The following is a 13,908-nucleotide window of genomic DNA, read 5'->3' on the forward strand; positions in this document are numbered from 1 at the left end:
GGGAATCCGAGGAAGCCCTGATCCCACTCTGGAAAGTCACCTCATCCTCAAGAAGAGGGTGAAAGTGGGGCGTGGCACAAGAATGCGCTGCGGGTTCCGCGTAGGAACCCGCAGCGCACAGGTGTGAGGAGCTACGCGACCTTCGGCTGCTGCTGGGTGATGCAGTGGATGCCGCCGCCGCGGGCGAAGAGCGGCCGTGCGTCGATGCCGATCACCTCGCGGCCCGGGTAGACCTCGCGCAGCGTTGCAAGCGCGCGGTCGTCGGCCGGGTCATCGAACGAGCAGGCCAGGACCGCCCCGTTGATGACGACGTGATTGATGTAGCTGTAGTCAACGTATCCCTCAGCGTCGCGCAGCGTCTCGGGTGCGGGGAGATCCAGGATCTCGAACCCTGCCGAGGTGGCGCTCCGGTACTCGTCCGCAGCCGCCCGGTTGGCCTGCGCGATGGGGTGATCGGGGTGTGATGCTGCGTCCTGACGGTGCATCAGCAACACGTCGGGGGTCGTGAACGCCGCGAGGATGTCGGAGTGCCCGCGCGTACCAAAGGTGTCGTGATCGCGCGTGAGCCCGCGGGGGAGCCAGAGCACGCTCTCGGCGCCAATGGTGCGGAGCAGCTCGGCCTCGACCTGCTCGGCCGACCATCCCGGGTTGCGGCCCGGATCGAGCTGAACCGTCTTCGTGATGATGACTCGGCCGGCGCCATCAACCTGGATGCCGCCGCCCTCGTTGACCATCTTCGAGTCGATCCGCTGGGCCCCGGCGGCCTCGGCGACAATCTTGCCGATGTGCTGATCGTTCTGCCAGCTGGCCCAGTCCTGCGCACCCCAGCCGTTGAACACAAAGTTCACGGCGCCGAGCTGCCCGTCATCCCCGATGACGAAGCTCGGGCCGATATCGCGCATCCAGGCATCGTCGAGTGGGGCGATCAGCTGGTCGATCTGGCCGGACAGGTAGCGGGAGGCGACGGCCTCATCGCCGGGGTTCACCACGACAGTGACGGCCTCGTGCTCGCTCGCTGCGTTTGCCACGGCTGCCCACGTGCTGCGGGCCTCCTCGACCTCTGCCTCGGTCTCGCCGAGCGTGTACCCGCTGGTGGGCCAGGCGAGCCACAGGCGCTCCTGCTCGTGTCCTTCGATCGGCATGCGCCAGGTGGTCATTCGAAACTCCTTTGAATCGGGGAGGGGATACCTCATATTACTGGGCGGTCGACCAATAAGGAAAGCTGCTTCGGTGAAATCCCAGATGGTGGAGGTTGTTGACAAGAGGGGTTCCATCTGTGAGCGTGCTGTGTAATATTGCACATGGCGCAATGACCGCGCCGCACGCATCACTCTTCCGTGTGATTCAACGAAGCATCAGGAAAGGAAGACCCCATGTCTGCACCCCACACATCGTGGTCCCGTCGTATCGCCGCCACCGGCGCTCTCGCTGTCACCGCAGCCCTCGCGCTGAGCGGGTGCTCCGGCGGCCTCGCGGGCGGCGGAGACGCGAGCTCCTCGGACGGCCCCATCAAGCTCGGCATGCTCGCGCCCTTCTCCGGCTCGGAAGCGGCCTTCGGCGATTACATGAAGAACGGCGCCCAGATGGCGATCGACGAGATCAACGCCGACGGCGGCGTCGACGGCCGTGACCTCGAACTGGTTGTGGAAGACGACGCTTGCGACGCGACCGCCTCGGTTGCTGCTGCGCAAAAGCTCGTGACCGCGGGCATCTCCGTGTCGGTCGGAGGCTACTGCTCGGGCGCCACGCTGCCCACGCTGCCGATCTTTGCCGAGGCAGGCGTTCCGATGATCATCCCCGCCGCAAATTCGAACGCCCTCGTGGGGCAGGGCGCGTTCCTCATCAACGGAACGGGGTCTCAGCAGGCGGCAGCCATCGTGAAGTACGCGAACAAGGTCGGCGCGAAACAGGCCGCGGTGATTGACGACAACACTGACTACTCGAAGGATCTCGCAAACTCGGTGATCAAGCAGGCGAAGAGCGACGGCGACTTCGAGGTCGTGAAGACCGACTCTGTGAACCCCGATGAGAAGGACTTCGCGGCCAACGTGAACAACGTGCTCAGCGCGAAGCCCGACTTCATCGTGTGGACCGGCTACTACCAGGCCGGCGGTCTGCTGATCCGTCAGCTCCGCGAAGCGGGCTACGAGGGCACCATCATGGTGGGCGACGGGTCCGTCGACGCGCAGCTCGCTGCGATTGCCGGCGCGGAGTACACCGACGGCGTGGTGGGATCCTTCACGCAGACTCCCGACATGCTCGAGGGCGCGGACAAGTGGCTCGCGAACTACCAGTCAAGCTTCAACGCGGCACCGGGCCCGTACTCGACCCAGAGCTATGACGCGGTGCGCGTCGCTGCGGCGGCGCTGACCCAGGCCGGCTCGACGGACGGCGACGCGGTCTCGAAGGCGATCGCTGGCCTCGACGGCTTCCCGCTCTTCTCGGGCCCCGCCACCTTCACGAAGGAGGGAACGCTTGAGGGCAGCGGCGGCTTCGTGATCGTCGAGCCCACGGGCGATGGCGGTGCGTTCGTGATGAAGGACAGCCTGCAGGACTAATGCGGACCGGGATCGCCCAGCGCTCACTGGGCGAACCCGCTGAGCGGCGGCGCGCGATTTCTCCGCAGCGCCGCCGCCCACCCCGCTCCCACGAAACTGCAAAGGCGGAAACGTGTTTCAACTGATCTGGAACGGCCTCTTCGTCGGTTCCTTCTACGCCCTCGTCGCGCTCGGCTACAGCATGGTCTACGGCATCATCAAACTGCTGAACTTCGCGCACGGCGACCTCTATATGCTCGGATCGTTCCTGGCATTCGTCATCCTTGGCGGCGTTACCGGGCTGTTTGGCCTGGGCTCGATCCCAATCTTGCTGCTGGTGTTGCTCATCACGATGTTGCTCACCGGCGGCATCGGCGTGATGATCGAGCGCGTCGCCTATCGTCCGCTTCGCACGAGCCCGCGGCTTGCGGCGCTCATCACCGCGGTGGGCGTCTCCTTCACCCTGGAGTACTCGGTGCGCCAGGTCTTCGGGGCCAGCCCGCTCGTGTTCCCGATACGACTCGCGGGTACCCCGATCGATGTGTTCGGCGCCCGCATCACCATGCCGCAGCTGGTGCTCATGCTGGTTGCCGCGCTCCTCATGTTCTTCCTGCAGCGCTATGTGATGCACTCCCGAGAGGGCCGGGCCATGCGCGCGATCGCCCTCGACCAGAAGGCGTCGCTGCTCATGGGAGTGAACGTCAACCGCGTGATCTCGCGCACCTTTTTCATCGGCTCCGCGCTCGCTGGCGCCGCGGGAGTGATGGCCGCCGCGTACTACGGCACGATCGACTTCCTGATGGGCTTCGTCATCGGGCTCAAGGCATTCACCGCGGCAGTGATCGGCGGCATCGGCAACCTCTACGGCGCCATGCTCGGCGGCCTCGTGCTGGGCCTCCTCGAATCGTTTGGCACACAGTGGCTCGGCGGCCAGTGGCGTGACGTCTTTGCGTTCGGCTTCTTGATCCTCTTCTTGGTGTTCAAACCCACCGGGATTCTCGGCGAGCGCGTAGTGGAAAGGGTCTGATCATGGCACAGTCCAAACAGCACCGACTCCAGGTGCCCAAGCCCTTCATTGAGCGGCCGCCCGCGGTGAGCGGGGTGCTGGCGCCCGAGCGCTTCATGAAACTCGTGGGCCTTGTGCTCTTCGTCGCGGCAGCGGTGCTTCCGTTCATCACCGCGACGCCGTACTTGATCTCGATTCTCACCTCGGCGATGATCTACATCATCCTTGCGATGGGCCTGAACGTCGTGGTCGGCTACGCCGGCCTCCTCGATCTCGGGTACATCGCGTTCATGGCCGTGGGTGCCTACACGAGCGGCATTCTCACCACGCAGTTCGGCTTCTCGATGCTCGAGACGATCCCGCTCGTGATCGTCGCGTGCATCATCGCCGGCGTGATCATCGGCGGGCCGACGCTGCGACTGCGCAGCGACTACCTCGCGATCGTGACGCTCGGCTTCGGCGAGATTATTCGGATCACTGCGAACAACCTCCAGATCACGGGTGGCCCGTCGGGCATCCACGGGATCCCCACCTGGTCGTTCTTCGGCTGGTCGTTCGCCGATGGGCTCGACATCGCCGGCATCCATTTCGGGCCAAAGATTCTCTTCTACTACTTCGTACTGTTTGTGGGGATTGGGATCGCGGTTGTGGCGGTTGCCCGGCTCGGACGCGGCAAGCTCGGCCGAGCCTGGAAATCCGTGCGTGACGACGAGGACGTCAGCGAGGCGATGGGCATCAACGGCTACAAGACCAAGCTCGCGGCGTACATCATCGGTGCGGTGTGGGGCGGCTTCGCCGGCACGCTCATGGCGAGCCACCTGAGCGCCATCTCACCGAACAGTTTTGAATTTCTCTACTCGGCACTCGTGCTCATGGCCGTGGTGCTCGGCGGCATGGGATCGACGCCGGGCGTGATCATTGGCGCGCTCTTCGTGTCCCTCGCGCCCGAGCTGCTGCGCGAGTTCTCCGAGTGGCGCTTCCTGCTCTTCGGTGTGCTGCTCGTGATCGCGATGATCTTCCGCCCGAAGGGGATTTGGCCCGCGAACGCGGTGTTGCCGTTCCTGAAGAAGCGCGAGATTCCACAGGTGCCGCCCACCGCGGCCGCGCCGGTGATCGGCGAACTGACTGAAGAGGGGGATCCCCGATGAGCGCGAACGCTGTCTCCGCCGACCCGGCCGGCACGGCACGGTCGGCACCCGAGCAACCGGTGATCCTGAGCGTGCGCGATCTTGCGGTGGCGTTCGGTGGGATCAAAGCCGTTGACGGGCTGAGTTTCGACGTCCACGAGGGCGAGATTGTCTCCGTGATCGGGCCGAACGGCGCGGGGAAGACGAGCGCGTTCAACTGCATCTCGGGCTTCTACCGACCGAACCGCGGAATGGTCGAGTTCGACGGTGAGGACGTGACACGCAAGAAGCCGTCGGCGATCACCGCGCGCGGCATGGCCCGCACGTTCCAGAACGTGCGGCTCTTCACGGACATGACGGTGCTCGAGAACGTGAAGACCGGCATGCACGCCCACCTTGGGCAGAACGTGTTCGACGCGATGCTGCACACGCCGCGCTTCCGCCGCAGTGAGGCGCAGTGCGCAGAGGATGCGCGGGGCTGGCTCGATTACGTGGGATTCCGGGCGGACGATGAGCTGCTCGTCACCCAGTTGCCGTACGGGGAGCAGCGCCGCGTCGAGATCGCACGCGCGCTCGCGACGCAGCCGAAGCTGTTGTTGCTCGACGAGCCGGGCGCGGGGCTCAACCACTCCGAGAAGAACGAGCTCATGGCGCTCATCCGCCGTATTCGGGATCTCGGGGTGAGCATCGTGCTCATCGAACATGACATGGGGCTCGTGATGCAGGTGTCGGAGCGGATCGTGGTGTTGAACTACGGCAAGGAAATCGCGGACGGTACGCCCGAGCAGGTCAAGCAAGACCCGCTCGTCATCGCCGCCTATCTCGGGGAGGAAGACGCATGAGCACGCTGACGCTGGAACACGTCGAGCTGTACTACAACCGGGTGCATGCGCTGCGGGATCTCAGCATCGAGGTGCGCGAGGGCGAGATCGTCTCGCTGCTCGGCAACAACGGTGCGGGGAAGACCTCGACGCTCTCCCTCATCTCAGGCTTGGTCCGGGCGAAGAGCGGTGCCGTGGCCTGGGGCGGGCACGACCTCACCAAGTTACACCCCTGGAACATCGTGGGAGCGGGGCTGCTCCATATTCCGGAGGGGCGACGCATCTTCTCAACGATGACCGTGCACGAGAACCTGCTGCTCGGTGGGTATCTCGTGAAGGATCAGAAGCTCATCGCCGAGCGTGCGGCACACGCCTACGAGCTCATGCCTCGCCTTGCCGAGCGTCGAGATCAGCAAGGCGGAACGCTCTCGGGCGGCGAGCAGCAGATGCTCGCGCTCGGGCGCGCGCTCGTGGGCGGCCCGAAGCTGTTGTTGCTCGACGAACCCTCGATGGGGCTCGCCCCACTCATCGTGCAGCAGGTGATGGACATCATTCGCGCGGTGAACGCCGAGGGCACGACCGTGCTGCTCGTCGAGCAGAACGCGCGCGCTGCGCTCAAGATCGCGCACCGTGCGTATGTGCTGGAGTCGGGGCGGGTGACGATGTCGGGCGCTGCGGCCGAGCTCGCCAGCGATCCGCGCGTCATCGAGGCGTATCTCGGCGCGTAGGGCACCGCGAGTGATCTCGCCGACGGCTGGGCTCAGCTGTCGGCGAGATCTGCGTCGGCAAGATCAGCGATCTCACCGAGCGAGAGCGGCTGCGCAACGGGGCGCTTCGCGTTTTGGGCAAGCGAATCGGCCGATGCCGCGCCGTCCGCGGCCAGGCAGGACACCGCGAAGCCGCACACGCGTCCCTGGCACCAGCCCATCCCCGCGCGCGTGACGCCCTTCTGGCTGCGCGAATCGTCGCTCGCGAGCGTGCCGCGCGCATGCCGGAGCTCGCCCGCGGGCACCTCCTCGCAGCGGCAGACGAGCGTGTCGTCGGTGACGCGCTCCGCCCAGCCAGCGGGAACCGGGTGCGCGAGGTGCATAGCCTCGGCGAACGCGCGCTGACGGCGCACCGCGCGAAGCTCTGCGCTGCTCGCTGCGAGCCTGCGCTCATTTCGGGCCTCGGCTGCGGCCACGCGGCCGGCGATCCGCCCCTCCAGCACGGCGAGCGCCGCGCCGCCCACGCCCGTGAGCTCGCCCGCAAGGAGCAGCCCGGGGACAGACGAGCGCTGTGCCGCGTCAACCTCGGCGATGAGCGAACCGTCCACATCGACGCGAGTGGCGACGCCCAGCTGCACGGGCAGCTCAAGTTGCGGGGTGAAGCCCCAGCCGAGGCCCACCGCGTCGACGTCGTCGATCACGTGCGCGCTGCCGGCGATTTCGCGCCCGGCGCGGTCGACACGTGCGGTGCGCACGGCCTCGACCCGATCCTCCCCGAGAATCTCGGTGACGACCGTGCGTACCCGGTAGGGAATGCGGTGCTTCACGAAGGCGGCGATGTACTCCGCGCCTTCGATTCCCTTCGCCGGAACTCCGAGCGCCCGGTGTGCGCGCGGCAGCCACCCGGTGAGGTTGGTGGACTCGCATACGGCAGCGACCTCGCCGCCCCACTGCGCGATGCCCGCCGCCACGGGAAGGAGGAAGGGACCGGTGCCCGCGATGACGAAGCGGGCGCCGGGCAGCATTCGGTTCTGCTTCAAGAACGCCTGAATGCCGCCCGCGGCCATCACCCCGGGCAGTTCCCAGCCGGGAACCGGGAGCTGGCGATCGTAGCCGCCGGTTGCGAGCACGAGGCGTGCCCCGCGCACGAGCGCGGGTGCGGCACCCTCTGCATCCCCGCCCTCGGAGTCCCCGCTGGAGTGTGCGCCGGACGCGGGAGTAAGCGCCAGCGCGAAGCCTTCGGCGTCGCGGCGTGCCGACCACACACTCGTCGCGAAGTGCGCGGTGAGCTGCCCCGCCGCGATACCCGCATCGCAGTCGGCGCGCAGTTCGAGGTAGCTGCGCCAATCATGGTGCAGCGCCCCGTCGTCGACCACGCCCGCGGCCTCCGACGCGTGCCGCCAGTACTGGCCGCCCGCCTGCGTACTCGAGTCGATGAGGCACACGCGCGCACCGCCCTCAAGCGCGCTCGCCGCAGCGGCGAGGCCGGCAGGCCCCGCACCCACGATGACCACGTCGAAGCGCGGTGCGGCGCCGGTGGGGCGCAGCTGCCCGCTCATGCGCGGTCCGCCTGCGCACCTCGGAGGTCTGCGTCTCGCAGGTCTGTATCTCGCAGGTCAGCGTCTCGCAGGCCCGCGGCCTGCTCGGCGGACGCATTCGCGTGTGCGGCACAGCTTCCGGCGGGTGCCACGTCCATCCCCTCCTCGAGCGGGATCATGCACGCGCGCTGGCCGGACTCCCCGTTGATGTCGACGATGCAGTCAAAGCACACGCCAATGCCGCAGAACAGGCCCCGCGGGGCCCCCGTGCGCGTGGTGCGCCAGGCGGTGCGCCCGGACGCGAGGAGCGCGGCGGCGACGCTCGCTCCCGCAGGCGCCTCGAGCGGCTCACCGTCGAAGGTGGCGCGCAGCACGCGAGGCCGTGTGGCTGAGCTGTCGGTCATGCTGCGGCCTCCTCGGTGAAGCGCTCGGGGCGAAATGGTGTGAGATCAAGATCGGGGGTGGCCCCAGACAGGGCCTGAGCGAGGAGCTTTCCCGTGCCGGCGGAGAGCCCGATGCCGGCGCCCTCGTGACCCGCTGCATGCCACAGGCCGGGCGCGCGCGGGTCGTGCCCGATCACGGGGAGGTGGTCCGGGCAGTACGGGCGGAAGCCGTGGTAGTGGCGCAGGATCCGGGTGCGCTCGAGGAACGGGAAGAGCTCGATGGCGTTCCGCGCGATGGTGCGGAGGGCCGCGGGGCTGACTGTGGGGTCGAAGCCGACTCGCTCGCGGCTCGAGCCGATGAGGATCGTGCCTGCCGGCGTGCCCTCGACCACGGGGGAGGCTTGGAGCCCCCCGTCGGAGCTGCCGACATTGTCGACGTACTCGGCGGCGTACACCTTGTGGTGCACCATTTTGGGGAGTGGTTCGGAGACGAGCACGAAACCGCGGCGCGGCAGCACCGGCACGTTCACGCCAGCGAGCGCTCCGATCTCACCCGCCCAGGTGCCCGTAGCGTTCACCGTGTGGGACGCGGAGAAATCGCCGCGCGGCGTGCGGGCTCCCGTGACGCGCTCGCCCGAACGCAGCAGCGCGGTGACCGGGGCACGTGTGACGAGAGTCGCGCCGGCCTCGCGTGCGAGGCGGAGGAGATGCGAGGCAGCGAGGATCGGCTGTACCTGGCTGTCCTCGGGGTAGAACGCGGCGCCCAGCGCGCGGTCCGTGACGTGCGGCTCGAGCTCTCGGAGTCCCGCGGCGTCGAGGCGCTCGGAGGCGATCCCGAATCCCCGCTGCGCTGCGGAGAATCGTTCGAGCGAGGCGAGGCTCGACTCGCGGGAGGCGACGATGATGCCGCCCTTCGACTCGAACTCCCAGAGGTCGCGGTGTTCGGCGAGCTCGCCCTTCCAGATGCCGAGGGAGTATTGCGTCAGCGCGAGCTCGGGGCCCAGCTCCTTGTCGGAGACGAGGATGTTGCCCTCGCAGCGCGAGGTGGTGCCGCCCGCGGGCAGATCCCGCTCGAGCACCGTGACCGAGAGGCCCGCCCGTGTGGCGAAGTAGGCGGTGGCGGCGCCGATGATGCCGGCGCCGATGATCAGGACGTCTGAGGTGCGATTCATTCGGGCTCGGCTTCTGATCGGGGTGGCTTGGTCGCCGCGTCCGCGGGGTGCGCCGTGGCGCTGTCGTCGGTGCCGCCGGTGGCCCAGATGGAGCGGGCGTGACCAATGTGCTGGCACATGAGCCGCTCGGCGCCCGCAGCGTCGTCGCGCCCGAGGATTTCGAGCAGCTCCTGGTGCTCGCGTGCGGAGTCCGCAAGACGCCCCTCGCGGGCCAGCGTCGCGATGCCGTAGAGACGTGTGCGGGTGCGCAGCGATGTGGCCAGATCAACGAGCTGCGGGTTCCCGGTGCGTGTGAGGAGCAGCGCGTGGAACTCGCGGTCGCTACGCAGATACCCCTCAAGGTCCTCGCTCTCCGCCGCGCTCAGGCACTCGGCGGCGAGCCGGTCGAGCTCGCTCCGCACCTCCGCGGGGATGTTGCCCACCACGAAGTGCATGGCCGGTGGCTCGAGCAGCAGCCGGATCTGGGTGAGATCTCGCAGATCCTCCGGGCTCATCTTGGTGATTCGGAAACCCTTGTTCTTGATCGTCTCGACAAGGCCCTCACGCGCGAGATCCATCATCGCCTCGCGCACCGGGGTGGCCGAGACCCCGAGTGCCTGGCCGAGCGACGGCGCGGAAACGACCTCGCCCTCCGCGAGCCGCCCGGTGATGATGGCGGTGCGCAGCTGCTCGAGCACGGTCTCGCGCAGGTTCATGGGCCGCTCGAGCGGCGTCCACGGCGACGGCTGCTCGGGGGCGGTGGGAAGCGGTGACATGTGAACTCCTCAGCGAATCGTGCGCTACCGGGCGTCAGAGAAGACAGTGGAGGCGCAGATCAGATCCTCCCACGACATGCCGACTCCGCTGTAGAAGGCTGGCCGACCGGGGGTGCGTGTCACCTCACCGCGCACGAGCTCCTGCAGATTGCGCGGCGCGGTCTCGGCAGCCCACGCAGCCGCGTCGAGCGCGGTGGCGAGGTTGCCGTTCTCGCGCTCTGCCGAGGCGCGACCCTCCACCACGATGTCCGCGCGGGTCACGAGCGCGTCGTCCACCTCGCGGAGCTCCCGGCCGTGCGTGCCCACTGCGGCGACGATCGCGGAGTCGCGCACGAGCGCGCCGTCGAAGAGCGGGGTGCTGGCGCTCGTGACGCACAGAATGATGTCGGCCTCGCGGACGGCGGCGTCGGCGTCATCGCCGCGATCCCGGATCCCGAGCTGCGGGAACTCGCTCTGCACGGCTGCGATGCGCTCGGGGCGCCGGCCGATCACGTCGACGCTCGCCCCGGGGAACGCGGCGAGCGTGGCCTGGATGTGCCCGATGGCCTGGATGCCGGCGCCAAAGACGAGCACGTGGGGCTCGGCGGGGAAGGGGGCGGGGGCGATCTCGGCGAGGTGCCGCACCGCCATCAGCGTGACTGCCGGGGTACGGATCGCGGTGAGACTCGCGCCCTCCAGCACCGCAACGGGCGACAGCGTGTCCGAGGAGTAGAGGATGTAGAGCCCCTGGATCTTTTCGAGCCCGCGGTCGGGGTTCTGCGGCGCGACCGTGAGCGCCTTGAGTCCGCTGAACTCGGCGCCCTGCGCGGGCATGAGCAGAAACTCGCCGTCGGGGGCGGGGCTGAACAACCGCGGCCCATCCAGCTCGGGATCGATGCCGTCACGCAGGCCGTCGGCGATCGCGGTCATCGCGCGTTCGAAGGGCAGGGCCCGCCGCACCGTTGCGGCGTCGAAGTACGGAAGAGTGGTCACAGCAGGAACCCCTTCGGGAACGGATCGCTCGGATCGAGGAAGTATTGGGCGGTGCCGGTGACCCAGGCGCGACCGGTGATGGTCGGCACGACCGCGGTGCGGCCGACGACCTCCGCGTCGGCGACCAGGCGGCCGGTGAACTGCGAGCCGATGTACGACTCGTTGATGAAGTCCTGGTGCAGCGGGAGCTCGCCCCGCGCGTGCAGCTGGGCCATGCGCGCGCTCGTTCCCGTGCCGCAGGGGGAGCGATCGAACCAGCCGGGGTGGATCGCCATGGCGTGCCGCGAGTGGGCCGCAGTTGAGCCCGGCGCTTCGAGGTACACGTGGTGGCAGCCGCGGATGTCGCCGCGCTCCGGGTGGACGGGCTCGTCCGCGGCATTGACGGCGTCCATGATGGCAAGCCCCGCGGTGAGCAGCTCATCTTTGTTTGCGCGGTCGGCGCGGAACTCGATCCCAAGCTCTGCGAGTTTCACGATTGCGTAGAAGTTCCCGCCGAAGGCGAGATCGTAGCGCACCGTGCCGAGCCCCGGCACCTCGACGCTCGCGTCGAGCCGTTCGACGAAGGAGGGGACGTTCGTGATGGTGACGCGCTCGGCGTGCCCGTCGGAGACGGCCACCTCCGCGATGACAAGCCCCGCGGGGGTGTCGAGTCGAATCGTGGTGATCGGCTCCTGCACCTCCACCATGCCTGTTTCGACGAGTACGGTGGCCACGCCGATCGTGCCGTGACCGCACATCGGCAGGCAGCCGGACACCTCGATGTAGAGCACGCCCCAATCGGCGTCGGGCCGCGTGGGCGGTTGCAGGATCACGCCGCTCATCGCCGCGTGGCCGCGCGGTTCGAACATGAGCAGCTGGCGAAGCTCGTCGTTGTGCTCCATGAACCAGGTGCGGCGCTCCGCCATGGTGGCCCCGGGGAACACTCCGACGCCGCCCGTGATGACGCGGGTGGGCATGCCCTCGGTGTGCGAATCGACGGCGTGGTACACGCGGGAGGTACGCATGTGGCTCCTTGGCTTGCGGCTGGATCGGGGTGAGGAACGTCGGGTGTGGCCGGTCGCCCGTGTGAGGCGACCGGCCACACCCGCTGGGCTCAGGCTACTTGTCGTAGCCCTTCGCTGCGGCCTCGCGGGTGTCTGCGATGATCTGATCCGCCACCTGCTGCGGCAGCGGGAGGCGGGGCGGGCGGCTCGGGCCGCCGTAGAGGCCGAGCACGTCCATCGAGAGCTTGATCGACTCAACGAACTCGGTCTTCGTGTCCCAGCGCAGCAGCTTGTGCAGGTCGCGGTAGATGACCTTGGCGCGCTCGAGATCCTGCACATTGCCCGAGGTGGACAGACGGTAGAGCTCAACCGTCGACTGCGGGATCGCGTTCGGGTAGCCGGCCACCCAGCCGACCGCTCCCGCGATGCCGACCTCAAGCACACTGTCGTCCGTGCCGATGAGGATGTCGATGTTCGGTGCAAGTTCCTGGATCTGGTAGATCCGGCGCGGATCGCCAGTGAACTCCTTGACGCCCACCATGTGGCCGGCGTCGTGGATCTCCGCGATGAGGTCGGGCACGAGGTCGACCTTGGTGTCGATCGGGTTGTTGTAGCCCACGATGGGGAGACCAGCCTGCGCGACCGTTGCGTAGTGGTGCTTCACCTGCTCGCGGTTTGCGCGGTAGGTGTTCGGCGGGAGCAGCATGACGCAGTCCGCTCCGGCCTCCGCGGCTTGTTCGGCCCAGCGCAGCGATTCGAGCGCACCGTACGCGCCGCAGCCTGCCATCACCGAGAAGCCCTCTGGTGCCGCGTCGACGGCAACCTCGATGACCTTCGCGCGCTCCTCGGCGGTGAGGTTCTGGTACTCGCCGAGCGAGCCGTTCGGGGCGATGCCGTCGCAGCCGTTTTCACCGAGGAAACGGACGTGATCCGCGAAGCGGTCGTAGTCGACCGCCAGGTCCTCGGTGAAGGGGAGCGCGGAGGCGACGATGACGCCGTGCCATGGCTTCTTTTCGGTCATCGGTGTGAATCCTTTCGAGTGGCCGGCGATCCGGGCCGCGTGTATGACGTGTGACATTGCACACTGTAGCAGGGTGATGGCGAGCAATGCAATGGCGTCGGCGGAGGGTGTGGACCGAAGCCCACCCCGCCGCCGACGCCGCTGCGTTGCTGTGTCTTGCCGCTACTCTGCCGAGGCGTGCGCGGGCGCCCGCTCGGGCTCGTTCATGGCCAGGAGCACGGCGAAGCCGGTCCACAGCGTCACGATGCCCATTGCGGTGTCCTTGCCGTTCCAGGTGCTCGACTGCCACATCGCGAACCACTCCGAGCCCACGACAATGAACCCGAGGAACCAGATTGCAAAGCCGAGACCATACGCCGCGTAGCCCCAGCTGCGGGCCGCGTTGTAGCTCTGGATGTCGTCGTTGCGTCGCAGAAAGAGTTTGACCGCGCCGACCAACGCCAGGAACGCGAAGACGCCCTCCGCGAGGATGATTCCGATGTAACCGACCGTCCACGCCCAGGGCATATCGATGGCCCGCCACATGAGTGCGTTGCCCTCGAATGTGTCGTCCATTGAGAGGACGTGCTTCACGAACTGGTAGTTCGAGTCGTAGTCCATGAGGTTGCCCATGAACACGAAGAGCCCGAACAGGCCGGCCGAGAACAGCGTGAATGCCTGCAGAATGCGAAGTGGATGTTTCATGCTCACTCTCCCTTGACGAACACGAGCTCCCAGTGGGGCTCGGGATCCGAAGTGAAGGGAATTGCCTGCGTGAATACCCATCCTCGTGTGGCGTGCTCGCGGATCACCTCGCGGTGGTCGCGCTCGAGCGTGAGGCCCTCGCGGCTGCGCAGCGCGCGAATACGAACAAACGTGTAAGTGTGCATGCCATCACCCCTCTTTG

The 13,908-nt window shown here is 67.6% G+C and carries 15 protein-coding genes; 5 read left to right on the forward strand and 10 right to left on the reverse strand.

From position 1 onward, the window contains the following. Positions 1-131: 131 nt before the first annotated feature. Positions 132-1,157, reverse strand: a complete 1,026-nt coding sequence (locus D3226_RS03955) for an agmatine deiminase family protein (RefSeq protein WP_202381069.1) — start codon at positions 1,155-1,157, stop codon at positions 132-134. A gap of 216 nt (positions 1,158-1,373) precedes the next feature. On the opposite strand from D3226_RS03955, the gene D3226_RS03960 reads away from it, so the two are divergent. The 5 genes from D3226_RS03960 to D3226_RS03980 all read left to right on the forward strand — a co-directional run bounded on the left by D3226_RS03960 (position 1,374) and on the right by D3226_RS03980 (position 6,219). After that, positions 1,374-2,558: a branched-chain amino acid ABC transporter substrate-binding protein gene (locus D3226_RS03960; protein WP_202381070.1), complete on the forward strand. Its 1,185-nt coding sequence runs from the start codon at positions 1,374-1,376 to the stop codon at positions 2,556-2,558. Positions 2,559-2,670: 112 nt separating this feature from the next. Next, a complete protein-coding gene (locus tag D3226_RS03965) occupies positions 2,671-3,564 on the forward strand; it encodes an ABC transporter permease subunit (RefSeq protein WP_202381071.1) in 894 nt (297 codons plus the stop codon). A gap of 2 nt (positions 3,565-3,566) precedes the next feature. Further along, positions 3,567-4,691, forward strand: a complete 1,125-nt coding sequence (locus D3226_RS03970) for a branched-chain amino acid ABC transporter permease (RefSeq protein ID WP_202381072.1) — start codon at positions 3,567-3,569, stop codon at positions 4,689-4,691. Beyond that, complete coding sequence (locus tag D3226_RS03975) at positions 4,688-5,512, forward strand: ABC transporter ATP-binding protein (protein ID WP_202381073.1); 825 nt, start codon at positions 4,688-4,690, stop codon at positions 5,510-5,512. The genes D3226_RS03970 and D3226_RS03975 overlap by 4 nt, the downstream gene beginning before the upstream one ends. Then, positions 5,509-6,219 carry an ABC transporter ATP-binding protein gene (locus tag D3226_RS03980; protein ID WP_202381074.1) on the forward strand — a complete coding sequence of 237 codons (711 nt, stop codon included), beginning with the start codon at positions 5,509-5,511 and terminating at the stop codon, positions 6,217-6,219. The genes D3226_RS03975 and D3226_RS03980 overlap by 4 nt, the downstream gene beginning before the upstream one ends. A 32-nt stretch (positions 6,220-6,251) precedes the next feature. On the opposite strand, the gene D3226_RS03985 is transcribed toward D3226_RS03980, so the two are convergent. From D3226_RS03985 to D3226_RS04025, 9 genes are all read right to left on the reverse strand, one after another. Beyond that, positions 6,252-7,757, reverse strand: a complete 1,506-nt coding sequence (locus tag D3226_RS03985; RefSeq protein ID WP_202381075.1) for an FAD-dependent oxidoreductase — start codon at positions 7,755-7,757, stop codon at positions 6,252-6,254. Continuing rightward, positions 7,754-8,140 (reverse strand): (2Fe-2S)-binding protein, encoded by a 387-nt coding sequence (locus tag D3226_RS03990; RefSeq protein ID WP_202381076.1) that lies wholly within the window; start codon positions 8,138-8,140, stop codon positions 7,754-7,756. The genes D3226_RS03985 and D3226_RS03990 overlap by 4 nt, the downstream gene beginning before the upstream one ends. Beyond that, positions 8,137-9,291 carry an NAD(P)/FAD-dependent oxidoreductase gene (locus tag D3226_RS03995; RefSeq protein ID WP_202381077.1) on the reverse strand — a complete coding sequence of 385 codons (1,155 nt, stop codon included), beginning with the start codon at positions 9,289-9,291 and terminating at the stop codon, positions 8,137-8,139. The genes D3226_RS03990 and D3226_RS03995 overlap by 4 nt, the downstream gene beginning before the upstream one ends. After that, positions 9,288-10,046, reverse strand: coding sequence for a GntR family transcriptional regulator (locus tag D3226_RS04000; RefSeq protein WP_202381078.1), 759 nt, complete (start codon positions 10,044-10,046; stop codon positions 9,288-9,290). The genes D3226_RS03995 and D3226_RS04000 overlap by 4 nt, the downstream gene beginning before the upstream one ends. 24 nt (positions 10,047-10,070) lie before the next feature. Continuing rightward, positions 10,071-11,018 carry an ornithine cyclodeaminase family protein gene (locus D3226_RS04005; protein WP_202381079.1) on the reverse strand — a complete coding sequence of 316 codons (948 nt, stop codon included), beginning with the start codon at positions 11,016-11,018 and terminating at the stop codon, positions 10,071-10,073. Then, complete coding sequence (locus tag D3226_RS04010; RefSeq protein ID WP_202381080.1) at positions 11,015-12,022, reverse strand: proline racemase family protein; 1,008 nt, start codon at positions 12,020-12,022, stop codon at positions 11,015-11,017. The genes D3226_RS04005 and D3226_RS04010 overlap by 4 nt, the downstream gene beginning before the upstream one ends. Before the next feature lie 94 nt (positions 12,023-12,116). Continuing rightward, positions 12,117-13,022 carry a dihydrodipicolinate synthase family protein gene (locus tag D3226_RS04015; RefSeq protein ID WP_202381081.1) on the reverse strand — a complete coding sequence of 302 codons (906 nt, stop codon included), beginning with the start codon at positions 13,020-13,022 and terminating at the stop codon, positions 12,117-12,119. Positions 13,023-13,184: 162 nt separating this feature from the next. After that, complete coding sequence (locus tag D3226_RS04020; RefSeq protein WP_202381082.1) at positions 13,185-13,706, reverse strand: DUF2165 family protein; 522 nt, start codon at positions 13,704-13,706, stop codon at positions 13,185-13,187. A 2-nt stretch (positions 13,707-13,708) separates the two neighbouring features. Then, the gene (locus D3226_RS04025; RefSeq protein ID WP_202381083.1) at positions 13,709-13,891 is read right to left on the reverse strand and encodes a DUF4177 domain-containing protein; all 183 of its coding nucleotides are present in this window, start codon (positions 13,889-13,891) and stop codon (positions 13,709-13,711) included. Between the last annotated feature and the right edge of the window lie 17 nt (positions 13,892-13,908).

It is taken from the genome of Leucobacter chromiireducens subsp. chromiireducens (genome assembly GCF_016758255.1).
Lineage (GTDB): Bacteria > Actinomycetota > Actinomycetes > Actinomycetales > Microbacteriaceae > Leucobacter > Leucobacter chromiireducens.

Coding starts and splice junctions, on each gene's coding strand:
- D3226_RS03955 (WP_202381069.1), bottom strand. CDS start 1,157: ATGACCACCTGGCGCATGCCGATCGAAGGACACGAGCAGGAGCGCCTG.
- D3226_RS03960 (WP_202381070.1), top strand. CDS start 1,374: ATGTCTGCACCCCACACATCGTGGTCCCGTCGTATCGCCGCCACCGGC.
- D3226_RS03970 (WP_202381072.1), top strand. CDS start 3,567: ATGGCACAGTCCAAACAGCACCGACTCCAGGTGCCCAAGCCCTTCATT.
- D3226_RS03975 (WP_202381073.1), top strand. CDS start 4,688: ATGAGCGCGAACGCTGTCTCCGCCGACCCGGCCGGCACGGCACGGTCG.
- D3226_RS03980 (WP_202381074.1), top strand. CDS start 5,509: ATGAGCACGCTGACGCTGGAACACGTCGAGCTGTACTACAACCGGGTG.
- D3226_RS03985 (WP_202381075.1), bottom strand. CDS start 7,757: ATGAGCGGGCAGCTGCGCCCCACCGGCGCCGCACCGCGCTTCGACGTG.
- D3226_RS03990 (WP_202381076.1), bottom strand. CDS start 8,140: ATGACCGACAGCTCAGCCACACGGCCTCGCGTGCTGCGCGCCACCTTC.
- D3226_RS03995 (WP_202381077.1), bottom strand. CDS start 9,291: ATGAATCGCACCTCAGACGTCCTGATCATCGGCGCCGGCATCATCGGC.
- D3226_RS04000 (WP_202381078.1), bottom strand. CDS start 10,046: ATGTCACCGCTTCCCACCGCCCCCGAGCAGCCGTCGCCGTGGACGCCG.
- D3226_RS04010 (WP_202381080.1), bottom strand. CDS start 12,022: ATGCGTACCTCCCGCGTGTACCACGCCGTCGATTCGCACACCGAGGGC.
- D3226_RS04015 (WP_202381081.1), bottom strand. CDS start 13,022: ATGACCGAAAAGAAGCCATGGCACGGCGTCATCGTCGCCTCCGCGCTC.
- D3226_RS04020 (WP_202381082.1), bottom strand. CDS start 13,706: ATGAAACATCCACTTCGCATTCTGCAGGCATTCACGCTGTTCTCGGCC.
- D3226_RS04025 (WP_202381083.1), bottom strand. CDS start 13,891: ATGCACACTTACACGTTTGTTCGTATTCGCGCGCTGCGCAGCCGCGAG.